At 72.3% G+C, this 22893-nt stretch carries 22 protein-coding genes; 10 read left to right on the forward strand and 12 right to left on the reverse strand.

All coding sequences use genetic code 11. The features are described 5' to 3' along the window. Nucleotides 1–157 precede the first annotated feature (157 nt). Both pepN and ACFWBB_RS34135 read right to left on the reverse strand, forming a co-directional pair. On the reverse strand, nucleotides 158–2638 hold the full coding sequence (gene pepN, locus ACFWBB_RS34130; RefSeq protein ID WP_385280405.1) for an aminopeptidase N: 2481 nt from the start codon (nucleotides 2636–2638) through the stop codon (nucleotides 158–160). A 292-nt stretch (nucleotides 2639–2930) separates the two neighbouring features. Further along, nucleotides 2931–3290: a chorismate mutase gene (locus ACFWBB_RS34135; protein ID WP_385280408.1), complete on the reverse strand. Its 360-nt coding sequence runs from the start codon at nucleotides 3288–3290 to the stop codon at nucleotides 2931–2933. An 87-nt stretch (nucleotides 3291–3377) separates the two neighbouring features. Between ACFWBB_RS34135 and ACFWBB_RS34140 the strand changes: the two genes are divergently transcribed. Then, nucleotides 3378–4271 (forward strand): hypothetical protein, encoded by an 894-nt coding sequence (locus tag ACFWBB_RS34140; protein ID WP_385280411.1) that lies wholly within the window; start codon nucleotides 3378–3380, stop codon nucleotides 4269–4271. 128 nt (nucleotides 4272–4399) lie between these two features. On the opposite strand, the gene ACFWBB_RS34145 is transcribed toward ACFWBB_RS34140, so the two are convergent. After that, complete coding sequence (locus tag ACFWBB_RS34145; protein WP_385280414.1) at nucleotides 4400–6001, reverse strand: MFS transporter; 1602 nt, start codon at nucleotides 5999–6001, stop codon at nucleotides 4400–4402. 168 nt (nucleotides 6002–6169) lie between these two features. Between ACFWBB_RS34145 and ACFWBB_RS34150 the strand changes: the two genes are divergently transcribed. Further along, on the forward strand, nucleotides 6170–6649 hold the full coding sequence (locus ACFWBB_RS34150) for a MarR family winged helix-turn-helix transcriptional regulator (RefSeq protein WP_385280417.1): 480 nt from the start codon (nucleotides 6170–6172) through the stop codon (nucleotides 6647–6649). A gap of 1 nt (nucleotide 6650) precedes the next feature. Here ACFWBB_RS34150 and ACFWBB_RS34155 read toward each other — a convergent pair whose 3' ends face one another. Together ACFWBB_RS34155 and ACFWBB_RS34160 are read right to left on the reverse strand one after the other, a co-directional pair. Next, on the reverse strand, nucleotides 6651–7556 hold the full coding sequence (locus ACFWBB_RS34155) for an SDR family oxidoreductase (RefSeq protein WP_385280501.1): 906 nt from the start codon (nucleotides 7554–7556) through the stop codon (nucleotides 6651–6653). 16 nt (nucleotides 7557–7572) lie between these two features. Next, nucleotides 7573–8313: an SDR family oxidoreductase gene (locus ACFWBB_RS34160; protein WP_385280420.1), complete on the reverse strand. Its 741-nt coding sequence runs from the start codon at nucleotides 8311–8313 to the stop codon at nucleotides 7573–7575. Nucleotides 8314–8367: 54 nt separating this feature from the next. Here ACFWBB_RS34160 and ACFWBB_RS34165 point away from each other — a divergent pair, with 54 nt between their 5' ends. From ACFWBB_RS34165 to ACFWBB_RS34180, 4 genes are read left to right on the forward strand one after another with little or no spacing between them, the layout of a single operon-like run. After that, on the forward strand, nucleotides 8368–9141 hold the full coding sequence (locus tag ACFWBB_RS34165) for an enoyl-CoA hydratase family protein (RefSeq protein ID WP_385280423.1): 774 nt from the start codon (nucleotides 8368–8370) through the stop codon (nucleotides 9139–9141). Next, nucleotides 9134–9970 carry a CoA transferase subunit A gene (locus ACFWBB_RS34170; RefSeq protein ID WP_385280426.1) on the forward strand — a complete coding sequence of 279 codons (837 nt, stop codon included), beginning with the start codon at nucleotides 9134–9136 and terminating at the stop codon, nucleotides 9968–9970. The genes ACFWBB_RS34165 and ACFWBB_RS34170 overlap by 8 nt, the downstream gene beginning before the upstream one ends. Next, nucleotides 9967–10710 carry a CoA-transferase subunit beta gene (locus ACFWBB_RS34175; RefSeq protein ID WP_385280430.1) on the forward strand — a complete coding sequence of 248 codons (744 nt, stop codon included), beginning with the start codon at nucleotides 9967–9969 and terminating at the stop codon, nucleotides 10708–10710. The genes ACFWBB_RS34170 and ACFWBB_RS34175 overlap by 4 nt, the downstream gene beginning before the upstream one ends. Next, entirely contained in the window at nucleotides 10710–11759 is a 1050-nt protein-coding gene (locus ACFWBB_RS34180) for an NAD(P)H-dependent flavin oxidoreductase (RefSeq protein WP_385280432.1), read from the forward strand. The genes ACFWBB_RS34175 and ACFWBB_RS34180 overlap by 1 nt, the downstream gene beginning before the upstream one ends. 88 nt (nucleotides 11760–11847) lie before the next feature. Here the strand turns inward: ACFWBB_RS34180 and ACFWBB_RS34185 are convergent, their stop codons facing one another. Genes ACFWBB_RS34185 through ACFWBB_RS34195 form a run of 3 tightly spaced genes read right to left on the reverse strand, consistent with a single transcriptional unit; the run spans nucleotide 11848 to nucleotide 14455 of the window. Further along, complete coding sequence (locus ACFWBB_RS34185) at nucleotides 11848–13005, reverse strand: acetyl-CoA C-acetyltransferase (RefSeq protein WP_385280435.1); 1158 nt, start codon at nucleotides 13003–13005, stop codon at nucleotides 11848–11850. A gap of 23 nt (nucleotides 13006–13028) precedes the next feature. Next, the gene (locus tag ACFWBB_RS34190; RefSeq protein WP_385280438.1) at nucleotides 13029–13640 is read right to left on the reverse strand and encodes a TetR/AcrR family transcriptional regulator; all 612 of its coding nucleotides are present in this window, start codon (nucleotides 13638–13640) and stop codon (nucleotides 13029–13031) included. 26 nt (nucleotides 13641–13666) lie between these two features. Continuing rightward, the gene (locus tag ACFWBB_RS34195; RefSeq protein ID WP_385280441.1) at nucleotides 13667–14455 is read right to left on the reverse strand and encodes an SDR family oxidoreductase; all 789 of its coding nucleotides are present in this window, start codon (nucleotides 14453–14455) and stop codon (nucleotides 13667–13669) included. Between the two features lie 73 nt (nucleotides 14456–14528). Between ACFWBB_RS34195 and ACFWBB_RS34200 the strand changes: the two genes are divergently transcribed. Beyond that, nucleotides 14529–15671, forward strand: coding sequence for an acyl-CoA dehydrogenase family protein (locus tag ACFWBB_RS34200; RefSeq protein WP_385280444.1), 1143 nt, complete (start codon nucleotides 14529–14531; stop codon nucleotides 15669–15671). Between the two features lie 26 nt (nucleotides 15672–15697). Beyond that, complete coding sequence (locus ACFWBB_RS34205) at nucleotides 15698–16648, forward strand: acyl-CoA dehydrogenase family protein (RefSeq protein WP_385280504.1); 951 nt, start codon at nucleotides 15698–15700, stop codon at nucleotides 16646–16648. A 639-nt stretch (nucleotides 16649–17287) separates the two neighbouring features. On the opposite strand, the gene ACFWBB_RS34210 is transcribed toward ACFWBB_RS34205, so the two are convergent. After that, nucleotides 17288–17779: an FBP domain-containing protein gene (locus ACFWBB_RS34210; protein ID WP_385280447.1), complete on the reverse strand. Its 492-nt coding sequence runs from the start codon at nucleotides 17777–17779 to the stop codon at nucleotides 17288–17290. A 102-nt stretch (nucleotides 17780–17881) separates the two neighbouring features. Between ACFWBB_RS34210 and ACFWBB_RS34215 the strand changes: the two genes are divergently transcribed. After that, a complete protein-coding gene (locus ACFWBB_RS34215; protein ID WP_385280507.1) occupies nucleotides 17882–18454 on the forward strand; it encodes a TetR/AcrR family transcriptional regulator in 573 nt (190 codons plus the stop codon). Between the two features lie 72 nt (nucleotides 18455–18526). Here ACFWBB_RS34215 and ACFWBB_RS34220 read toward each other — a convergent pair whose 3' ends face one another. The 3 genes from ACFWBB_RS34220 to ACFWBB_RS34230 all read right to left on the reverse strand — a co-directional run bounded on the left by ACFWBB_RS34220 (nucleotide 18527) and on the right by ACFWBB_RS34230 (nucleotide 21611). After that, nucleotides 18527–20185 (reverse strand): cytochrome bc complex cytochrome b subunit, encoded by a 1659-nt coding sequence (locus ACFWBB_RS34220; RefSeq protein ID WP_385280449.1) that lies wholly within the window; start codon nucleotides 20183–20185, stop codon nucleotides 18527–18529. 164 nt (nucleotides 20186–20349) lie between these two features. Further along, nucleotides 20350–20895, reverse strand: coding sequence for a HutD family protein (locus ACFWBB_RS34225; protein WP_385280452.1), 546 nt, complete (start codon nucleotides 20893–20895; stop codon nucleotides 20350–20352). After that, nucleotides 20892–21611 (reverse strand): vWA domain-containing protein, encoded by a 720-nt coding sequence (locus ACFWBB_RS34230; protein WP_385280454.1) that lies wholly within the window; start codon nucleotides 21609–21611, stop codon nucleotides 20892–20894. The genes ACFWBB_RS34225 and ACFWBB_RS34230 overlap by 4 nt, the downstream gene beginning before the upstream one ends. Before the next feature lie 425 nt (nucleotides 21612–22036). On the opposite strand from ACFWBB_RS34230, the gene ACFWBB_RS34235 reads away from it, so the two are divergent. Continuing rightward, nucleotides 22037–22867 carry a chitosanase gene (locus tag ACFWBB_RS34235; protein ID WP_385280457.1) on the forward strand — a complete coding sequence of 277 codons (831 nt, stop codon included), beginning with the start codon at nucleotides 22037–22039 and terminating at the stop codon, nucleotides 22865–22867. The last annotated feature ends 26 nt before the right edge of the window (nucleotides 22868–22893 follow it).

Genomic DNA, 22893 nt, shown 5'->3' on the forward strand with positions numbered 1-22893 from the left:
CCGGGGGCCGGAGCGGGCCCGGGGGCCGGAGCGGGCCCGGGGGCCGGAGCGGGCCCGGGGGCCGGAGCGGGCCCGGGGGCCGGAGCGGGCCCGGGGGCCGGAGCGGGCCCGGGCCCCCGGGGGGTTTCCGCGGGCCTCCGGGGGGGGGCCGGTGCGTTTACGCGTTTCTCACTCGCAATGCCCGTGCCAGGTCGTCGAGTTGGTCGACCAGTTTGCGGCGCAGGGCCGGGGTGGGGTCGGCGGCCGTGAGGCACTCCTCGCCCAGGCGGAGGCTGTCGGGGTCGGCGGCGTGGGCGGGGAAGGCCCAGCGGCCCGCGGCGTCGGCGATGGCGGGGCCGCGGCGGGCGGCGACGGCGACGGCGTCCTGGTAGAAGCGGGGGACGTACGGGGCCAGGAGGTCGGCCTGTTCGGGTTGCCAGAAGCCCTGGGCGGTGGCGGTGAACAGGTAGTTGGAGAGGCTGTCGGAGGAGAACATCGCCGCCCAGGCCCGCTCCTTGGCGTCCGCGTCGGGGAGGGCGGCGCGGCAGCGGGCGGCGCCTTCCCGGCCGGTGGCGGAGGGGTCGCGGTCGAGTTCGGCGGCGATGGCGTTGTCGTCCGTGGCGCCGAGGACGGCGAGCCGGGCGAGGACGCGCCAGCGCAGGTCGGGGTCGAGTTCGGGGCCGCCGGGGACGGTGCCGTCGGCGAGCCAGGCGGCGATGGTGTCGGGGTGGGCGGCGACGGCGATGAGGTGGCGTACGGCGATGAGGCGCAGGCCGGGGTGGTCGCCGTCCTCGGTGCGGCGGATGAGGTCGCGGCAGAGGGCGGAGAGGGTGGCGACGGCGGCGGGGCGCTGTTCGGGGGTGACGTAGCGGTCGGCGACCTGGCGGGAGGCGAAGGCGAGAACGCCCTCGACGAGGGCGAGGTCGGTTTCCTTGGGGAGGTGGGCGCGGGCGGCCTCGAGGTAGGCGGCGGGGGCGAGGTCGCCGTCGCGGACGGCGTCGCGCAGGGCGTTCCAGACGACGGCGCGGGTGAGCGGGTCGGGCAGGCCGGACAGGCGGGTGCGGACGGTTTCGAAGGAGGCGGGGTCGAAGCGGACCTTGGTGTAGGTGAGGTCGCCGTCGTTGAGCAGCAGCAGGGCGGGGCGCTTGCCGATGGGTTGGGGGGTGTTCTGCGGGATGTCGACTTCGAGGCGTTCGCGCAGGGTGAGGCGGCCTTCGTCGGCGAGGTCGAGGTCGTAGAGGCCGACGGCGACGCGGTGCGGGCGGCTGCCCTGGTGGCCGACGGTCAGGGTGTGGTCGCCGTTGCTGCCGGTGAGGGTGGGGGTGAGGGTGTCGACGCCGGTGGTGCGCAGCCAGGCGTCGGCCCAGGCGTGGACGTCGCGGTCGGTGTGGGCGGCAAGGGAGTCGATGAAGTCGGCGAGGGTTGCGTTGGCGAACCGGTGCCGGGCGAAGTGGGTGTTGATGCCGGCGAGGAAGTCCTTCTCGCCGAGCCAGGTGACGAGTTGCCGGAGCGCGGAGGCGCCCTTGGCGTAGGAGATGCCGTCGAAGTTGAGGAGTGCGGAGGCGGTGTCGTCGACGTTCTCGGGGGCGACGGGGTGGGTGGAGGGGCGCTGGTCGGCGTCGTAGCCCCAGGCTTTGCGGACGACTCCGAAGTCGGTCCAGGTGTCGGTGTAGCGGGTGGCTTCGGTGAGGGTCTGGTAGCCCATGTACTCGGCGAAGGACTCGTTGAGCCAGATGTCGTCCCACCACTGGAGGGTGACGAGGTCGCCGAACCACATGTGGGCCATCTCGTGGGCGATGACCATGGCGCGGGTCTGGCGTTCGGTGTCGGTGACGGCGGAGCGGTAGACGAACTCGTCGCGGAAGGTGACGAGGCCGGGGTTCTCCATGGCGCCGGCGTTGAATTCGGGGACGAACGCCTGGTCGTAGGAGTCGAAGGGGTAGGGCTCCTCGAACTTCTCGTGGTAGCGGTCGTAGCACTGCTGGGTGATCTCGAGGAGTTCGTCGGCGTCGGCGTCCAGGTGGGGGGCGAGGGAGCGGCGGCAGTGCAGGCCGAAGGGGAGTCCCTGGTGTTCGGTGCGTACGGAGTGCCAGGGGCCGGCGGCGACGGCGACGAGGTAGGTGGAGATGAGCGGGGTGGGGGCGGCCTGCCAGCGGCCTTCGCCGAGGTGTTCGGTGATGCCGTTGGCGAGGACGGTCCAGGTTTCGGGGGCCTTGACGGTCAGCTCGAAGACCGATTTGAGGTCGGGCTGGTCGAAGGCGGCGAAGACGCGTTGGACGTCTTCCATGAAGAGCTGGGTGTAGAGGTAGGTCTCGCCGTCGGTGGGGTCGGTGAAGCGGTGCATGCCCTCGCCGGTGCGGGAGTAGCGCATGCTCGCCCGGACGCGTAGTTCGTGGTCGCCGGCGGTGAGGTTCTTGAGGGGGAGCCGGTTGTCGTCCAGGGTCTCCGGGTCGAGGGGCTCGCCGTCGAGGGTGACGGAGTGCAGTGCCGCGGGCCTGAGCTCGACGAAGGTGTCACGGTTGGCGCGCGCGGCGAACCGGATGACGGTGCTGGACTCGAAGGTCTCGTCGCCCGTCGTCAGGTCGAGCTCGATGGTGTAGCGGTGGACGTCGAGGAGCTTGGCACGGCTCTGCGCTTCGTCGCGCGTCAGTACGGACATGAACGACATGCTGCCTGATGCCGCTGGTCCGGCACAGGGGCGGATCGGTACGCGCGCTATGTCCCTTCTCGCGCCGGGGCGCCGGAGCGCCGTTCAAGTTCGGCGGCGCGGTGCGGAGGGGGGCGGTGCGGGGTGCCGGGGCAGGCGGGCGGAGTACCGGGGCAGGGGTACGTGGGTACGGGGGTGCGGAGTGCCGGGGGCAGGGGTGCGAGGGAGGTGCGGGCGGCGGGGCCGGCTGACGGGTCGTGTCCGCCGGCTCACGCTCGGTGTGCGGCGGGTGGTCGCGGTGGGGTCAGTTCGGCGAGGGGGTGGGGGCCGAGCCGTTGACGGTGTCCTCGGCGATGCGCTCGTGGTGGCGGATCACCTCGGCGATGATGAAGTTGAGGAACTTCTCGGCGAACGCGGGGTCGAGTTTGGCGTTCTCGGCGAGGGTGCGCAGCCGGGCGATCTGGCGGGCCTCGCGGGCCTGGTCGGCGGGCGGCAGCTGGTGGCGGGCCTTGAGGAGGCCGACCTGCTGGGTGGCCTTGAAGCGCTCGGCGAGCATGTGGACGACGGCCGCGTCGATGTTGTCGATGCTGTCGCGCAGCCGGGCGAGTTCCTCGCGGACGGCGAGGTCGGCGTCACCGGTTCCGGGGGTGTTGCTGGTGGTCATGGGCGATCACCCTAGGGCATGTCCGGACCGGCGTTACGGGGTGCCCGTACAGTGGAATCGGGTTCCCGGCGTCTTGGGGGTGCGGGCGTGGCGAACGGCGGGCCGGTGCAGCACGGATTCCCGCATCTGGAGACGGTGCGGGCGGCTGTCACGGCGTTGTACAGGCGGTTGTCGTACGACACCGTCCACCAGTTCGCGGCCAGTGTGGTCCCTGCGGACGTGGCGTTCTGCGACAGCGACGATCTGCATCTGGGTGTACAGCGGGTGGCGCGTGAGCTGGTGCGGCACTACCGGTTGCCGGAGGCGCGGATGATCGTCGCCTTCCGTGAGATGGAGCATGCGGCGAACATCGAACTCACGGCGGGGCCGGAGTACTTCGTGGAACTGAACGACCGGTTCCGCACGCATCGGCGGGATATCGGCGCGGCTCTGGCGCACGAGATCATGCACGTGTATCTGCATCGCCTGGGTCTGTCCTTCCCTGGCACGCGGGACAACGAGATCCTGACGGACACGGCGACGACGTATCTGGGGGCCGGCTGGCTGCTCCTCGACGCGTACCGGGAGGACGCGGCGTCGTCGCAGAAGCTGGGGTATCTGACGCCGGAGGAGTTCGGTTACGTGCTGGCGAAGCGGTCGCTGGTGTTCGGTGAGGATCCTTCGGTGTGGTTCACCAGTGCGCAGGCGTACACGGCGTACGGGCGGGGCATGGAGCGGGCCCGGCACGACGAGCGGCAGCCTCCGCTGACGGCGGCGGGCTGGGCGGGGCGTCGTCGCTATGCCCGGGAGCGCCGGCACGCCCGGGACCACGGGTCGGCGGGGGCCCCGGACACCGGGTACGCCTTCGTCGCGGACCCGCCGGGGGCGCTGCGGGTGACGTTCCCCTGTCCCACCTGCCATCAGCGGATCAGGCTGCCGGTGCGGGGGCGGGTCCGGGCGCGCTGCGGGTTGTGCCGGACGGTGCTGGAGTGCGACACGTAGGTCGCGCCGACTTTCACGTACCGGAGGGGACCACCGGCCCGTCCGGTGGTCCCTTCACGGGCCTCAGGGACCGGACGGGCCGGCGGTCCCTTCACGTAGCTGAGGGACCGGACGGGTCGGGCATCCCTTCACGGGCCTGAGGGACCGGACGGGACGGCGGGTTCGGACCGGACGGAGGGCTCGGACACGCCGGTGGGTTCGGACCGGACGGAGGGCTCGGACACGCCGGTGGGTTCGGACCGGACGGAGGGCTCGGACACGTCGGAGGGCTCGGACACGTCGGAGGGTTCGGACGCGTCGGAGGTCGCTGTGCGTGGCAGCATCGCGCACAGGACGGCGCACAGGACGAACCCGCCGGTCACCCATGGCATGGCCGTGCCCAGGGCCGGCGTCAGGCCGTGGTCCGCGTGGCCGAAGAAGACCGTGCCGATCACGGCGGCGCCGAGGGCGCCGCCGAACTGCTGGGCGGTGGAGAAGATGCCGGACGCGCCGCCGGCGAGGTCGGCGGGTACGGCGGACAGGACCACGTTGACCAGGGGCACGACCAGGAAGCCGAGTCCGGCGCCGGCGACGGTCAGGCCGGGGGCCAGCGGCCAGGCCCCGGTGTGGGTGTCGGAGGCGTCGCCGATCGCGGCCCACACCCAGCCGAAGCCGGCCGCCATCAGCAGGGCTCCGGCGCCGAGGACGAGCCTGCCGTAGCGCACGGCGAGGGCGTCGGCGGCCGGGGCGGTGAGGAAGCTGCCGACCGAGAAGGCGACGGTGACCACTCCGGCCTGCATCGGCGTGTAGCCCTGGCCGGCCTGCAGCCAGACGGCGAAGACGAGGAAGAAGCCCTGCATCCCGACGGAGAAGAGGAGCTGGACGAGGACGCCGACGGAGAACGCGGGGAGCCGGAACGCCCGGGCCGGGAGCAGCGGGACCGTGCCTTCGCCGTGCCGGCGCGCCTCGAACACCGCGAGTGCGGCGACCGAGAGCAGTCCGGTGGCCAGGCAGGCCCAGCCCCACAGTGGCCAGCCGCTCTCCCGGCCCTGCACGAGGGGCAGCACGATCGCCACGAGAGCGCCGGCCAGAACGAGGCTGCCGATCACGTCGGGGCGTCCGGCGGACCGCTCCTTGGTGGCGGGCACCAGGAGTGCCCCGGCGACGAGGGTCGCCGCGGCCACCGGCACGTTCACCAGGAACACCGACCGCCAGCCCCAGCCGAACAGGTCGGCGTCGGTGAGGACTCCGCCGAGCAGCAGTCCGATCGCCGAGGCGAACCCGGCGACGGCGCCGTACATCCCGAAGGCCGCGCCGCGCTCCCTGCCTTGGAAGAGGGTGCGGAAGGAGCCGATCACCTGGGGTACCAGTACCGCCGCCAGGATGCCCTGTACGGCGCGGGCCGCGATGAGCTGGCCGGGCGACTGGGCGAGCCCGCAGGCGAGGCCGGCCAGCCCGAATCCGGCGGTGCCGGCGAGGAAGAGTGTGCGGCGGCCGAGGCGGTCGCCGAGGTGTCCGGAGACGATCAGGGCGGCGGCGAAGCCGAGCAGGTAGGCGGATACCGTCCACTGGAGTTCGCTGCTGGAGGCGTGCAGGTCGCGGCCGATGGAGGGGATCGCGACGTTGACGATGGTGGCGTCGAGCAGGTCCATCAGTGCCGCGATCATCATCACGACGGCGGCGGCCCATCGGCGTGGGTGGGGGTCCTTGCCGGTGTGCGAGGGCGGGGGCGGGGGTGGGGTGGCGGACATGGGTGTCTCCTGTCGGGACGTGGAGGAAGGCGCGGAGGAGGGGCCGGATGGGGCCGGGCCGGATACGCCGAGATTTATTTCGTTCGGCCTAACGAAAGACTTGCATCCGCCCGCCGCGGAGCGCAAGTAGTTAGTTCGAGCGAACGAAATATTTGTTAGCCTGGGTGCATGACAGAGGCAGACACCCGGCGGGCCGCGGCCCTGGACCGCCTCATGACCGTGGGCCGGCAGCACAGCGCCGTCACCGTGATGTTCCATTCGGCGATCGCCGCCAAGCAGGGACTGAACGCCACCGAGGAGAAGACGCTCGACTTCCTCCAGCGGCAGGGCCCGCTCACGGCGAAGGACCTGGCGGAGCTGACCGGCCTCGCCCCGGCCTCGATCACCGGCCTGGTCGACCGGCTGGAGGCCAAGGGTTTCGTCCGCCGGGTCAAGCACCCCACGGACAAGCGGCGCGTACTCGTCGAGCTGAACGAGGCGAAACTCGCCGAGCTGGCCGTGTTCTTCGAGGACTGGGCGCGGGACATCGTGGCGGCCTGCGAGGAGTTCGGCACGCAGGAACTGGAGACCGTGAACCGGTTTCTCACGGTCATGACCGAGGCGCAGCGGGGGGCGACCGTCCGGCTCACCCAGGACGGGTCCTGGTGACTCAGGCCCCGTAGACCGCCCCGGGCGCCGCCGCCTCCGTCAGCAGCTTCCGCACGGCCTCGCCCGCCTCTCCGGCGCTCCAGCGGGCCGCTTTGTCCAGGGTGGGGCCCGGTCGCCAGCCCTCCATGACGGTGATCCGGCCGCCTTCCGCCTCGAAGACGCGCCCGGTGACGCCCTCGCTCGCGGCGGAGCCGAGCCAGACGACCAGTGGGGAGACGTTGCCGGGGGCCATCGCGTCGAAGCCGTCCTCGGGGGCGGCCATGGTCGCGGCGAAGGTGTGCTCGGTCATGCGGGTGCGGGCGGCGGGGGCGATCGCGTTGGCCTGGACGCCGTAGCGGGCGAGTTCGGCGGCGGCGACGAGTGTCAGGGCGACGATCCCGGCCTTCGCGGCGCTGTAGTTGCCCTGTCCGACGGAGCCGAGGAGTCCCGCGCCGCTGCTGGTGTTGACGACGCGGGCGACGGGCGGGCGGCCCGCCTTGGTCTCGGCGCGCCAGTGTGCGGCGGCGTGCTTGAGGGTGAGGAAGTGGCCTTTGAGGTGGACGCGCAGGACGGTGTCCCAGTCGTCCTCGCCGAGGTTGACGAGCATGCGGTCGCGCAGGAAGCCGGCGTTGTTGACGAGGGTGTCGAGCCGGCCGTAGGTCTCCAGCGCGGTGCGGACGAGGGATGCGGCGCCTTCGGAGCTGGCGATGTCCCCGGCGTGCGCGACCGCCTCGCCGCCCGCCGCACGGATCTCGTCCACGGTGCGGCCGGCCGGGCTGTCGGGGCCGGGCGTGCCGTCGAGGCCGACACCGAGGTCGTTGACGACGACACGGGCGCCCTCGGCGGCGAACGCGAGTGCGTGGGCTCGTCCGAGTCCGCGTCCCGCGCCGGTGACGACGACGACCCGCCGGTCGCAGATACCGCTCATCTCGTGTCTCCTCATCTCACTTCTCCTTGTCGGCGGTTGCGGCGTCGAGGAAGGCGGGCCGCTCGCCGCCGCCGTGCAGGAGCAGGCTCGCCCCGCTGATGTAGCGGGCCGCGTCGGAGGCGAGGAAGACGGCCGCCTCGCCCACGTCGGAGGGGAGGGCGAGGCGGCCGAGCGGGACGGTGCGGGCGACGGCCTCGACGCCGTCCTCGCCGCCGTAGTGGAGGTGGGTCAGCTCGGTGCGGACCATGCCGACGACCAGGGTGTTCACGCGCACCCGCGGCGCCCATTCGACGGCCATGGACCGCGCGAGGTTCTCCAGGCCCGCCTTGGCCGCGCCGTAGGCGGCCGAGCCGGGCGAGGGGCGGCCGCCGCTGACGCTGCCGATCATCACGATCGAGCCGCTCGCGCGCTCGAGGTGGTCGTATGCGGCGAGGGACACGGTCAGCGGTGCGAGGAGGTTGAGTTCGATCACGCGCGTGTGCCGTTCGGCGTCGGCCTGCGCGAGGGGGCGGTAGGGAGTGCCGCCCGCGTTGTTGACGAGGATGTCGAGCCGGGGCAGTCCGGCGAAGAAGCGCCGTACGGCGTCGGCGTCCCGCACGTCCAGCGGTACGAACTCGGCTTCGCCGACCGGCTCTTCCGGCGGCCGGCGGGCGCAGACCACGACGTGGGCGCCCGCGTGCGCGAGGGAGCGCGCGATGCCGGCGCCCACTCCGCGGGTGCCGCCGGTGACGACGGCGACCTTCCCGTCCAGCTCCATTCGCTGCTACCTTCCACCTAACAAACGTTTGGTGGAAAGGTAGCTGATGCTTCCATGGGTGTCTCCACCTCGTCCCCGGAAAAGGGGCCGGAAAAGGGAATCGCGCTCGTCACGGTCGACTTCCCGCCGGTGAACGCGCTGCCGGTGAGCGGCTGGTTCGCCCTCGCCGACGCCCTGCGCACGGCCGGCCGCGATCCGGGCACCCGGTGTGTGGTGCTGGCCGCCGAGGGGCGCGGGTTCAACGCGGGCGTGGACATCAAGGAGATCCAGGCGCAGGGAGCGAGCGCGCTCGTCGGCGCCAACCGCGGCTGTTTCGAGGCCTTCGCGGCGGTGTACGAGTGCGAGGTCCCCGTGGTGGCCGCGGTGCAGGGCTTCTGTCTGGGCGGCGGCATCGGCCTGGTGGGGAACGCGGACGTGATCGTGGCGAGCGAGGACGCCGTGTTCGGGCTGCCCGAGCTGGACCGGGGCGCCCTGGGCGCGGCCACGCATCTGGCCCGGCTGGTCCCCCAGCACCTGCTGCGCGCCCTGTACTACACCTCGCGCACCGTCACGGCGGCCGAACTGCACACGCACGGCTCGGTGTGGCGGGTGGTGCCGCAGGGCGGACTGCGCGCGGCGGCCCTGGCGCTGGCCGGGGAGATCGCCGCGAAGGACGGTGAGCTGCTGCGTCTGGCCAAGGCGGCCATCAACGGCATCGACCCGGTCGACGTGCGCCGCAGCTACCGCTTCGAGCAGGGCTTCACCTACGAGGCGAGTGTCGGCGGGGTGGCCGGCCGGGTCCGCGACACCTTCGGCAAGGAAGGGAAGGAGAGGGGCTCGGATGAGTGACAAGACGATGAGCGCCGAGGAGGTCGTGTCCCGGCTGCGCAGCGGCATGACCCTCGGGATCGGCGGCTGGGGCTCACGCCGCAAGCCGATGGCGCTGGTCAGAGCGCTGCTCCGGTCGGAGATCACCGACCTCACCGTAGTGTCGTACGGCGGCCCTGACGTCGGGATGCTCGCCGCGGCCGGCCGGATCCGGAAGCTGGTCGCCGCCTTCGTCACCCTCGACTCGATTCCCCTCGAGCCGCACTACCGCGCGGCTCGCGAGCGCGGGGCCTTCGAACTGACGGAGATCGACGAGGCGATGTTCATGTGGGGTCTGCACGCCGCCGCGAACCGGCTGCCCTTCCTGCCCGTGCGGGCGGGCGTCGGATCGGACGTGATGCGGGTCAACCCCGGGCTGCGGACGGTGACTTCGCCGTACGAGGACCAGGAGACGTTCGTGGCCATGCCCGCGCTGCGGCTGGACGCGGCCCTGGTGCACGTCAACCGTGCCGACCGGCTGGGCAACGGGCAGTACCTGGGCCCGGATCCGTACTTCGACGACCTGTTCTGCGAGGCGGCGGACGAGGCGTACGTCAGCTGTGAACGGATCGTCGACACGGCCGAGTTGACGAAGGAGGCGCCGCCGCAGTCGCTGCTGGTCAAACGGCACACGGTGACGGGCGTGGTCGAGGCGCCGAACGGGGCGCACTTCACGTCCTGTGCCCCCGAGTACGGCCGGGACGAGGCGTTCCAGAAACGGTACGCCACGACGCCCTGGCCGGAGTTCGCGGCGCGGTTCCTCGTCGGGGACGAGCGGGCGTACCGGGCGGCGGCCGGGGAGGAGGCGTGAGCGAGGTGACGCGCGAGGTGACGAGTGAGGTGACGCGCGCCGAGTACTGCGTGATCGCCTGCGCCGAGGCGTGGCGCGGCGCGGGCGAGATCCTGGCCAGCCCCATGGGTGTCATCCCCTCCGTGGGCGCCCGCCTGGCCCGGCACACCTTCGCGCCGGACCTGTTGCTGACCGACGGCGAGGCCCTGCTCGTCGGCCTGGACGGCACGGTCGAGGGCTGGCTGCCGTACCGGCAGCACCTGGCGCTGGTCACCGGGGGCCGGCGGCACGTGATGATGGGCGCGAGCCAGATCGACCGGTTCGGCAACCAGAACATCTCGTGCATCGGCGACTGGGCGAAGCCCGTGCGGCAGCTGCTCGGGGTGCGGGGGGCACCGGTCAACACGTTGAACAACCCGACGAGTTACTGGATTCCGAGGCATTCGCGGCGGGTGTTCGTCGAGCGGGTCGACATGGTGTGCGGGGTCGGGTACGACCGTGCGGCCGGCGCGCGCCACCACCGCATCCCGCGGGTCGTCTCCGACCTCGGTGTCTTCGACTTCGCCACGCCCGACCACTCGATGCGGCTGGCGTCGCTGCATCCCGGGGTGAGTGCCGAGCAGGTCCGGGAGGCGACGGGGTTCGATCTCGTGGTGCCGGACAAGGTGCCGCGCACCCGTGAACCGACCGCCGGTGAACTGCGTCTGATCCGTGAGGTGATCGACCCGCAGGGCAGCCGGGCCCGGGAGGTCGCGCTCTGATGGAGACGGCGTTCACCCGGCTGGTCGGGGTCCGTCACCCGATCGTGCAGACCGGGATGGGATGGGTGGCGGGCCCGCGTCTGGTGTCGGCGGCGGCGAACGCGGGGGCGCTGGGCGTCCTGGCGTCCGCGACCATGACCCTCGACCAGTTGCGGGCGGCGGTGCGCGAGGTGAGGTCGCGGACACCGGAGCCGTTCGGGGTCAATCTGCGGGCCGACGCGACGGACGCCGGTGACCGGGTGCGGATCATCCTCGACGAGGGGGTGCGGGTGGCGTCCTTCGCGCTCGCGCCCTCCCCGGAGCTCATCGTCGCGCTCAAGGAGGCGGGGGTCGTCGTCGTCCCGTCGATCGGGGCCCGCCGGCATGCCGAGAAGGTCGCCGCGTGGGGGGCGGACGCGGTGATCGTGCAGGGCGGCGAGGGCGGCGGCCACACCGGCGAGGTGGCGACGACGGTGCTGCTGCCGCAGGTGGTGGACGCCGTGGACATCCCGGTCGTGGCGGCGGGTGGCTTCTTCGACGGGCGGGGGCTGGTGGCGGCGCTGGCGTACGGGGCGGCGGGCGTCGCGATGGGTACCCGGTTCCTGCTCACCTCGGACTCGCCGGTCCCGGACGCGGTGAAGGCGCGGTATCTGGCGGCGACGGTCCGGGACGTCATCGTCACCCGGGCGGTGGACGGCCTTCCGCACCGCATGCTGCGCACCGGGCTGGTCGACGCCCTGGAGGACGCCGGCCGGGTCGGGGCCCTGGTGCGGGCGGTGCGTCACGCGGCCGGGTTCCGGAGGCTGTCCGGCCTCACCTGGCGGGAGATGGTCCGCGACGGCCTGGCGCTGCGCCACGGCAAGGACCTCACCTGGAGTCAGGTGCTGCTCGCCGCGAACACGCCGATGCTGCTCAGGTCCGCGATGGTGGAGGGGCGTACGGACGGTGGGGTGATGGCCTCCGGGCAGGTCGCCGGGGTGATCGACGACCTGCCGTCGTGCGCGGAGCTGGTGGAACGGATCATGGAGGAGGCGGACGAGGTCAGGGACCGTCTGAGAGCCACTCGATGACCGGCGCCGGCGTGGTCGTCACAACCGCCCGACGACCGGCGCCCGCGTGGTGGTCACAGCCGCCCGACGACCGGCGCCCGCGTGGTCGTCACAGCCGCTCGATGACCGTCACGTTGGCCTGGCCGCCGCCCTCGCACATGGTCTGCAGTCCGAACCGGCCGCCGGTGCGCTCCAGTTCGTGCAGCAGGGTGGTCATCAGCTTGGCGCCGGTGGCGCCGAGCGGGTGACCGAGGGCGATCGCGCCGCCGTTGGCGTTGACCTTCTCCGGGTCCGCGCCGGTCTCCTTCAGCCAGGCCAGGACGACGGGCGCGAACGCCTCGTTGATCTCGACGAGGTCGATGTCGTGGATGGACAGCCCGGTCTTCTTCAGGGCGTGCGCGGTGGCCGGGATCGGGGCCGTCAGCATGCGGATCGGGTCCTCGCCGCGGACGGAGAGGTGGTGCACGCGTGCGCGTGGGGTCAGGCCGTGCTCGCGCACCGCTCGTTCCGAGGCCAGCAGCAGGGCCGCCGCGCCGTCGGAGACCTGCGAGGAGCAGGCGGCGGTGACGGTCCCGCCGCCGATGACGGGCTTCAGCGCGGCCATCTTCTCCAGGGAGGTGTCCCGGCGTGGGCCTTCGTCGGCGGTGACCTCCCCGTGGGCGACCGTCTCGCGGGCGAAGCGGCCCTCGTCGATCGCTCGCACCGCCCGCCGGTGCGAGCGCAGGGCGAACTCCTCCTGGTCCTGCCGGGTGATGCCCCACTTGGCGGCGATCATCTCGGCGCCGGCGAACTGGTTCACCGGCCGGTTCCCGTACCGGCCGCGCCAGCCCTCGCTGCCCGCGAAGGGGCCCTGGGTGAAGCCGAGCGGCTCGGCGGCCTGCCGGGTGGCGTAGGCGATCGGGATCTGCGACATGTTCTGTACGCCGCCCGCGACCACGAGGTCCTGCGTCCCGGACAGCACGCCCTGGGCGGCGAAGTGCACGGCCTGCTGCGAGGAGCCGCACTGCCGGTCCACGGTCACGCCCGGCACCTCCTCCGGCAGTCCGGCGGCCAGCCAGCAGGTCCGCGCGATGTCCCCGGCCTGCGGTCCGACCGCGTCCAGGCAGCCGAAGACGACGTCCTCGACGGCCGCCGGGTCGATGCCCGAGCGTGCGACCAGTTCCTTCAGGACATGCGCCCCGAGGTCCGCCGGGTGCACCCCGGACAGACCTCCTCCGCGCCGCCCCACGGGCGTACGGACCGCTTCGACGATGTAGGCCTCGGCCATGGCAACTCCCTCACAGGAAAGGGCTATTCACGTACGGCGATCCCGTCCAGCACCATCGACAGGTACTGGCGGGCGATCTCCTCGGGGCTGTGCTGTCCGCCGGGCCGGTACCAGGACGCGGCGACCCACACGGTGTCGCGCACGAACCGGTAGGTCAGGCGTACGTCGAGGTCGGCCCGGAACACCTCGGCCGCGACCCCGCGCTCCAGCGTGGACAGCCATGCCTTCTCGAATCTGCGCTGCGAGGCGGCGAGGAACGCGAACCGTTCCTGCGCCACGAGCTGTTTGCTCTCCTTCTGGTAGATCGCGACGGCGGCGCGGTGCCGGTCGATCTCCCGGAAGGACTCCGTGACCAGGGCCGCGAGCGTCTCCCGGGGTCCGAGTTCGGCGCCCAGGACGGTGTCGTAGCCGTCCCAGAGTTCGTCGAGGAAGGACCGCAGGATCTCCTCCAGCATCGATTCCTTGGAGTCGAAGTGGTAGTAGAGGCTGCCCGCGAGCATGCCCGCGTGGTCGGCGATCTTACGGACGGTGGTGGCGTTGTAGCCCTGCTCGGCGAAGACCTCGGCGGCGGTGTCGAGGAGTTCGCGGCGACGCGCGGGCGCCGCGGTCACCTGGGGCTTCTTCTTGGTCGGCACGAACACATTGTGGTCTGCTCCGGTCGTCAGGGGTGCTGGCCGCTGACGGAGACGACCTCGCCCGTCATGTACGAGGAGTAACCCGACGCCAGGAACACGATCACGTTGGCCACCTCCCAGGGTTCGGCGTACCGCCCGAAGGCCTCGCGGGCGGTGAGCTCCTCCAGCAGCGAGGCCGAGGTCACCTTCACCAGGTGCGGATGCATGGCGAGGCTCGGTGAGACGGCGTTGACCCGCACTCCGTACTCGGCCGCCTCGATCGCCGCGCACCGGGTGAGGGCCATCACGCCCGCCTTGGCGGCGGCGTAGTGCGCCTGTCCCGCCTGGGCGCGCCAGCCGACGACGGAGGCGTTGTTGACGACGACTCCCCCGCCGGTCTCCCGCATCAGCCGCAGCGCGGCCCGGGTGCACCGGAAGGTGCCGTTCAGGGTGACGTCCAGGACGCGTGACCACTGCTCGTCGGTCATGTCGACGAGTGGCGAGGTCCCGCCGAGGCCCGCGTTGTTGACGACGATGTCCAGTCGGCCGTGTTCCCGCACGGCCGTGTCGAACAGTGCCCGTACCTGGCTCTCGTCGGTGACGTCGCACGGCAGGGCGGCCACCGATGTCCCGCCGAACTCGTCGGCCAGTTCCGCCTGCAGGGCCTTGAGCCGCCGCGCGTGGGCGTCGCTGATCAGCACGCGCGCGCCCTCCTCCAGGAAGCGACGTGCGGTCGCTCCGCCGATGCCCGCGCCGGCCGCGGCGGTGACGACGGCGGTGCGGCCGTCGAGCAGCGCGTGCCCGGGAACGTACGGCGGAGTCTCGACGTTCTTCATGACGGCACGCTAACCTACCAAACACTTGTTAGGGAAGACTCGCACGCAGGACCCGCACCCGAGGAGGACGCCCGTGGACCTCGCACACTCCCCCGCCGACGAGGCGTTCCGCGCCGAGGCCCGGGCCTGGCTGCACGCACACCTGCCGTCCGGGCCGCTGCCCTCCCTGGAGACCGCCGAGGGTTTCGCCGCGCACCGCGCGTGGGAGGCCGAGCTGGCCGCGGACGGCTGGTCGGTGGTGAACTGGCCGACGCGCTTCGGCGGGCGGGACTGCGGGCTGGCGCGCTGGCTGGTCTTCGAGGAGGAGTACTACGCGGCGGGCGCCCCGGGCCGCGTCAACCAGAACGGCGTGAGCCTCCTCGCCCCCACCCTGCTCGACCACGGCACGGAGGACCAGCGGGCCCGGGTGCTGCCCGCCATGGCCACCGGTGAGGTCGTCTGGGCGCAGGCCTGGTCGGAGCCCGAGGCCGGCTCGGACCTGGCCGCGCTGCGCGCCAGGGCGGTCCGGGTGGCCGGTGGCTGGCGGCTGAGCGGGCAGAAGACCTGGTCCTCGCGCGCGGCCTTCGCCGACCGCGCCTTCGGCCTGTTCCGCACCGACCCCGACACCCCGAAACCCCATCAGGGGCTCACCTACCTCATGTTCGGGCTACGGGCCCCCGGTGTCACGGTCCGCCCCATCGGCCGGCTGGACGGGAAGCCGGCGTTCGCCGAGCTGTTCCTGGACGAGGTGTTCGTGCCGGACGAGGACGTGATCGGGGACCCGGGCGACGGCTGGCGGATCGCGATGTCGACGGCGGCCAACGAACGCGGGCTGACCCTGCGCTCCCCCGGCCGCTTCCTCGCCTCGGCCGACCGGCTGCACGCCCTCTGGCGGGACCGGGGCAGCCCGGAGGCCGCCGCGGCCCGCGTCGCCGACGCCCTGATCGGCGCCCGCGCCTACCAGTTGTTCACCCACGCGGCCGCCTCCCGTTTCCTGGCCGGGGAGCGGCTCGGCCCGGAGTCGAGTCTGAACAAGGTCTTCTGGTCGGAGTACGACATCGCGCTGCACGAGACGGCGCTGGATCTCCTCGGCGCGGAGGGCGAGACGGCCGACACCGACTGGGCGGAGGGTTACGTCTTCTCGCTCGCCGGGCCGATCTACGCGGGCACGAACGAGATCCAGCGTGACATCGTCGCCGAGCAGCTGCTCGGCCTGCCGAGGGGACGCCGTCGATGACTTCGCCGAGGCCGGCTCCGCCGGCGATGCGCTTCCTCCTGGACGCCGAACAGCGGGCCTTCGCACAGTCGTTGGCCGCGATGCTGAGCGCGGCCGACACCCCCGCGGTGGTCCGCGACTGGAGCCGGGGCGAGCGGGCGAGCGGACGAGCGCTGTGGTCACGGATCGCCGAGGCCGGCGTGTTCGCGCTGGCGGTCCCGGAGGCCTACGAGGGGCTGGGGCCCCGGCCGGTCGAGCTGGCCGTCGCCTTCGTGGAGCTGGGGCGGCACGCGGTGCCGGGCCCGCTGGTGGAGACGGTCGCCGTGGCGGCCCTGCTGCTCGATCCGGGCCCGGCCAAGCGGTTCCTGCCCGCGCTGGCCTCGGGCGGGTCGATGGCGACACTGGCGCGCGAAGGGTCGTACGCCGTGGACGGTGACGCGGCGACGCTGCGGATGGCGCTGGCCGCCGACGGCCTCCGCCTCGCCCCCGGTCACGGCCCGGTCCGTCCCTCCCTCGACCCGGCCCGCCGGCTCACCCCCCTGCTGCCGGGCGGCGAGCTCCTCACCCCGGACCCGCCCGTGGACCGCGCCCTGCTCTGGGCCCGCCTGACCACCGCCGCTCAGGCTCTCGGCGTGGGCCTCGCGCTGCTGGAGCGGACCGTGGCGTATGTCGGGCAGCGCGTCCAGTTCGGCGTCCCCGTCGGGTCGTTCCAGGCGGTCAAGCACCGGCTGGCGGACGCGAAGATCGCGCTGGAGTTCGCCCGCCCCTTGGTTCTGGGAGCCGCCGTGACGATGAGCCCGGCGGATGTCGCCGCCGCGAAGGTGAGCGCCTGCGAGGCCGCGTACTCGACCGCGCGCACCGCGCTCCAGCTGCACGGCGCGATCGGCTACACGGCGGAGTACGACCTGTCGCTCTGGCTCACCAAGGCCCGCGCCCTGCGCACGGCCTGGGGCACCCCGGACGACTGCCGGGCGGAGGTCCTGCGCGGCCGGGCGTAGCCTCGGCCCCGGTACGAGCGCAGGTCCTGCCCGACAGGGCGCGACTTCCACCCCGGCACGGGCGGGGCCATGGCCCTGCCCAACCGGGCGCGACTACCGCCCCGGCACGGGCGGCTCACCACCGGCACGGGCGGCTTCAGCCCCGGCGTGGCGGCTCAGCCCCGGCGGCTTCGGCCCGCACGGGCGACTCAGCCCGGCACCGGCGGCTTCAGCCCCGGCTTGGCGGCTCAGCACCGGCGGCTTCGGCCCCGGCAGCTTCGGCCCCGCACGGGCGACTCAGCCCGGCACCGGCGGCTTCAGCCCTGGCTTGGCGGCTCAGCACCGGCGGCTTCGGCCCGCACGGGCGACTCAGCCCGGCACCGGCGGCTTCAGCCCTGGCTTGGCGGCTCAGCACCGGCACCGGCGGCTTCAGCCCCGGCTTGGCGGCTCAGCACCGGCGGCTTCGGCCCCGCACGGGCGACTCAGCCCGGCACCGGCGGCTTCAGCCCTGGCTTGGCGGCTCAGCACCGGCACCGGCGGCTTCGGCACCGGCGTGGCGGCTCAGCACCGGCGGCTTCAGCCCCGGCACGGGCGGCTTCAGCCCCGCCACGGGCGGCTTCGGCACCGCCACCGGCGGCTTCAGCCCCGGCACCGGCGGCTTCAGCCGGTCACCTTGGCGATGAACGCGGCGAGGTTGGCCACGGTGCGCCCGATCTTCTCCTCCAGGGTGATCGTCTCGGGCAGCCGGGCCCCCACGCCCGCGTCCCGCTTGCCCCGCACATACAGCGAGCAGGCGAGGTCGCCGCAGATGTAGGCCCCCACCGAGTTGCCCTGCTGGCCGGCCCTGCCCGCCTTCGGCGCGACCATCAGCGAGACACCGCCGGAGTGGGTGGTCAGGCACATCCTGCACATGCTGCGGCGGGCCTGCCAGGAGCCGGAGGCGGAGGAGCGCAGGGCGAGGGCCGTCGGCCGACCGTCCAGCTCGACGGCGAGGTAGGCCCGGTCGGGGGCCTGGGGATCCCGCCAGCCGAGGTAGTCCAGGTCGTCCCAGGGACGGTCGGCCAGGTCACGGGGCACGGACAGGCGCTTCGCCTCGCCCTTGGAGCAGTTCACGAAGGCAGCACGGATCTCTTGCTCGGTCAGCGGCTTCATATAACGCAGGCTAATTTGCCTAAAAGTTTTAGGCAAACGCATAATAGCTATCGGCGGCGAGGCCCGGGAACCGCGTCGAGCGAGCCGGACGAGAGGATGACCATGGGGCGTGTGGGGCTGAGCACGGATCGTCTGGTCCGGGCGGGCGCGGAGCTGGCCGACGAGGTCGGCTTCGACGGCGTGACCGTCTCGGCGCTCGCCCGGCGCTTCGACGTCAAGGTCGCGAGCCTGTACTCGCACGTGAGGAACTCCGACGACCTGCGGACCCGCATCGCGCTGCTCGCCCTGGAGGAACTCGCCGACCGGGGCGACCTCGCGCTGGCCGGGCGGGCCGGCAAGGACGCCCTGACCGCCCTGGCCGACGTCTACCGCGACTACGCCCGCGCACACCCCGGCCGCTACGCCGCGGCCCAGCTGCGGCTCTCCCCCGAGGCGGCGGCCGCGAGCGCCGGCCCGCGGCACGCCGGCATGACCCGGGCGATCCTGCGCGGCTACGACCTCACCGAACCGGACCAGACCCACGCCGTCCGGCTCCTGGGCAGCGTCTTCCACGGCTACGTCAGCCTGGAGCTCGGCGGCGGATTCAGCCACAGCGCCCCCGACACCCAGGAGACCTGGACCCGCATCCTCGACGCCCTCGACGTCCTGCTCCGCAACTGGCCGCCCAGGGACTGACCCGACCGGCGGGCAGACAGGCCGCCGGGCAAGCAGGCCGACAGGCGGGAAGACAGGCGCCGAGAGCCGATGTCAGTGGCCGGGGCCGCCGGTCAGCTCGCGGTGCTCCTCCGGCGTCGGCTTCGGGATGTGACTGTCCGCCCCGAACATCGCGCGCGCCAGCCGCGCCCGTACCCGCTGGGACACCCTGACCTGCCGCCGCACGCCGTTGTGGTCGACGAGCGGCCCGATCTCGTACGGCGGTCTCTGCTCGTGCTGGGTGAGGGTGAACAGCTGCGCCCGGTCCAGGGGTTCGTGGATCTCGACGTACTCGCCGTGCGGGAGGCGCTTGATGGTCCCGGTCTCACGGCCGTGCAGCACCTTGTCCCGGTCCCGGAGCTGCAGGCCCAGGCAGATCCGCTTGGTGACCGTGTAGGCGACGACCGGGGCGACGAACACGGAGATCCGCACGAACCAGGTGATCGCGTTGATGGACAGATGCAGATGTGTGGCCACGATGTCGTTGCCGCCGCCGATCAGCAGCACCACGTACAGGGCCAGCCAGGCCACCCCGAGGCCGGTGCGCACGGGCGCGTTGCGCGGCCGGTCGAGGATGTGGTGCTCCCTCTTGTCACCGGTGATCCACGCCTCAACGAACGGATAGACACCGATGGCGAGCAGGATCAACGGGAAGAGCGAGAAGGGGATGAGCACGCCCGGCACCAGGGTGTGGCCCCAGACGTTGATCTCCCACCCCGGCATCACCCGGATCAGCCCCTCGGAGAAGCCGAGGTACCAGTCCGGCTGCGCGCCCGTCGTCACCAGGTCGGGGCGGTACGGCCCGAACGCCCACACCGGGTTGATGCTCGCGATCCCGCCCATGACCGCCAGCACGCCGAAGACCAGGAAGAAGAACCCGCCCGCCTTCGCCATGTAGACGGGCATGAAGGGCATGCCGACGACCGACTTCTGGTCGCGGCCGGGCCCGGGGTACTGCGTGTGTTTGTGGAAGAACACCAGGATGAGGTGGGCGACGACGAGACCCAGCATGATCCCGGGCAGCAGCAGCACGTGGATCGGGAAGAACCGCGCGATGATGTCGTGCCCCGGGAACTCCCCGCCGAAGAGGAAGAACGATATGTACGTCCCCACGATCGGGATGGACAGGATCGCGCCGTCGGCGAACCGGACGCCGGTGCCGGAGAGCAGGTCGTCGGGGAGCGAGTAGCCGGTCAACCCGGTGAGGATGCCGAGGAACAGCAGCAGCCAGCCGAACAGCCAGTTGATCTCGCGCGGCTTGCGGAACGCACCGGTGAAGAACACCCGCATCATGTGCACGAGCATGCCCGTGACGAAGACCAGGGCCGCCCAGTGGTGGATCTGCCGGATCAGCAGCCCGCCGCGCACGTCGAAGCTGATGTCGAGCGTCGACTCGTACGCCCTCGTCATCGTGACGCCGTCGAGCGGGACGTACGAGCCGTTGTAGACGACCTCCGCACTGCTCGGCTCGAAGAAGAGCGTGAGGTAGACGCCCGTGAGGAGGAGGATCAGGAAGGAGTAGAGGCAGATCTCGCCCAGCATGAAGGACCAGTGGTCCGGGAAGACCTTGCGCAGGTTGGCCTTCGCCAGTGCGTACAGCCCCAGTCGCCCGTCGGCCCAGTCGGCGATTTTCTCGCCCTTCCCGGGCTCGCCCCTCGAACTCGAACTCCCGCCGTCCGCGCCCTCGTTCACCGATCGCGCGCCGTCAGCCATACCTTGTCGCCTCCCCCTCGGATCAACTTCCTCAGGGTGTCACGCCGGACCGGCTGAGCCAACGGTGCGGACAACCCGCGCGTGCGACGCCCGGGAGTCCTGCGGGCCGGCGCGCGGGACCGGCGGCGGCAGTTCGAGCGGCTCACGGGGCTGCGGGGCCGCCGTCACGGGGTGAGGCCGATGATCGCCGTCGGGCCGTGCGCGTGCAGAGTCGCGTCCTCCCCGGTCAGCAGGAGGGCGTCGTGGCGGGCGAGCCGCACCCCGTCGACGTCGGCGGACCCGCCCTCGCCGAGGGCGACGATGAGGGCGTGCGCCGCCCGCAGGCCGAGCCGACCGCGTACGACCGCGACGGTGGGGGCCGAAGTGCCCCTGCGCCACATCACGTTGAGGTTGACGACGGGTCCGTCCAGCAGCCGGCAGTCGGTGGGTTCGTCGCCGGGGAGGTCCTGGGGCACGTGCCGCGCGTCGACGAGCCGTCGCCGCCCTCCCACGGTCAGCTCCATCCCCGCGCCCGCGACCAGCGTCAGGGTCCGCTCCACTTCGGGGAAGGCGGAGAACGGGCCGTCCGCGGCGACCTCGGCGAGACTGACCCGCCAGGTGAAGGCGGCCATGCCCGCGCCCGCCGGGGAGCAGGCGATCTCACGGGTCACCCCGCCGCCGTTCTTCCAGGCCATGGCCACACGCCCGGCGGCGGGCAGCAGAACGGTCACCGGATGATCCCCTGCGCCCTGGCCGCCCCCAGCCATGTCGGGAACTCCCCGATCAGCCGGTCGTACAGCTCGGCGTCGGAGACCTTCCGCGGATCCGAACCGGCGTGGAAGAAACCGGCGTTGTCGACCGTCCGCTTCGCCGGTACGGGCAGTTCGTCGAGCTTGCGCAGGAAGTCGAACTGCTTGCTGCCCCGGTCGCCGAAGCCGATGAACTGCCAGAACAGGGGCAGTTTGGAGGCCTTGCACAAGTAGCGTTCCGCGGCGAGCTTGTTGATCGGGCCGCCGTCGGTCTGGAAGACGACGAGCGCGGGGTCCTTCGACCCGCTGTCGAGATAGTGGTCGATGACGGCGTCCATGGCGAGGTGGTAGCTGGTCCTGCCCATGTGCCCGAGCCCGGCCACGATCCGGTCCACCCGCCCCTGATGGTCGGCGAGCGCGATGTCGGTGATGGTGTCCACGTCGGTGGAGAAGAAGACGACCGGCACCCGGCCGTCGTCGTCGAGGTGCGCGGACAGCCCCAGCACCCGGTCGGCGAGCGCCTGCACGCTGCCGTCCTGGTAGTACGGTTTCATCGACCCCGAGTAGTCGACGACGAGGTAGACGGCGGCCCGTTGCCCGTCGAGACCGTGCTTGGTGAGGGAAACCCCGGCGCTCTTGTAGAGGTTGACCAGCGCGGGTGCGGTCTCCTGGACCTTGGTGAGACTGATCGCGACCATGGCGCACAGCCTCCCACACCGTTCCTGGGGACTGAGCGGGAGTGAGTCCCGTTGCCAGGTCTCGTGCTCGGCCGAACACCCCGGTCGGTGCTGGGCGTTCTGGTTGCCCGCGTTCGCTCCGCGTCCGGGCGGCACGGGTCGTGTCCGTGGTCCGGGGATGCGGGGGCGGGTTTCCTCACGCCCAGGAACATCTGGTCTGGCCTGGACCAGCTGACGGAAGCGTTTCCTGCGGCCGTGTTTCTCCCGGGTCTTCTCGGTGGTGAAGTCCAGGTCCTCCACCACTCCCGCTCACCGGAACGCTCTTGAACGCACTCCAGCGTCAGCAGCTCCCAACCCCTCGCCCTTCGCCCGCCCTTTTGTTCGTTCGCCGACCAATTAGGATGGAATGACAAGGAACACGACATTCCCGCTCTAGGGTGTGCGGCATGAAACGTGCCGCCGCCCTGGTCTGCGCCGCCGTAGCGTCGACGGCGTACCTGCTCACTCCGGTCCCGCTCGCCCAGCCGACCGCCGAAGTCCGGCCGGCCACCGGCCACCGGGCGACCCTGCCCGGCCTCACCGCCCCGACCCAGAAGGAACTGGCCCAGAAGATCGTGGCCAGCGCCGAGAACGGGACCCTGAACTGGCGCAGCGCGTACGGCTATGTCGAGGACATCGGTGACGGTCAGGGCTACACGGCGGGCCTGATCGGTTTCTGCACCGGCACCCACGATCTGCTCGCCCTTGTCGAGCGCTACACACGCGACCGTCCGGACAACGCCCTCGCCCGCTACCTGCCCGCCCTGCGGCGGGTCGACGGCACCGCCTCGCACGCCGGTCTGGACCCCGGCTTCCCGGCCGCCTGGCGGAGGGAGTCGAGGGTGCCCGCCTTCCGGGCCGCACAGGACGTCGAGCGTGACCGGGTCTACTTCGACCCGGCGGTCCACCGGGGGCGGGCCGACGGGCTGGGTGCGCTGGGCCAGTTCATCTACTACGACGCCCTGGTCTTCCACGGCCCCGGCGTGGGCCCGACCAGCTTCGACGGCATCCGTTCCCGCGCCATGCGGCAGGCCCGCACCCCCGCGCAGGGCGGCAGCGAGTCCGCCTACCTGACCGCCTTCCTCGACGCCCGCCGCCGGGCCATGCTGATCCGGCACCCCGGCGTCGACACCTCCCGCGTCGACACGACCCAGCGCCGCTTCCTGCGCGACGGCAACCTCGGCCTGCGCCCGCCGCTGCGGTGGCAGGTGTACGGGGAGACGTTCCGGGTGCCGTAGCCCGGTGGGCCCGTGAAAAGGCCCAC

Source organism: Streptomyces sp. NPDC060000, from assembly GCF_042737375.1.
Lineage (GTDB): Bacteria > Actinomycetota > Actinomycetes > Streptomycetales > Streptomycetaceae > Streptomyces.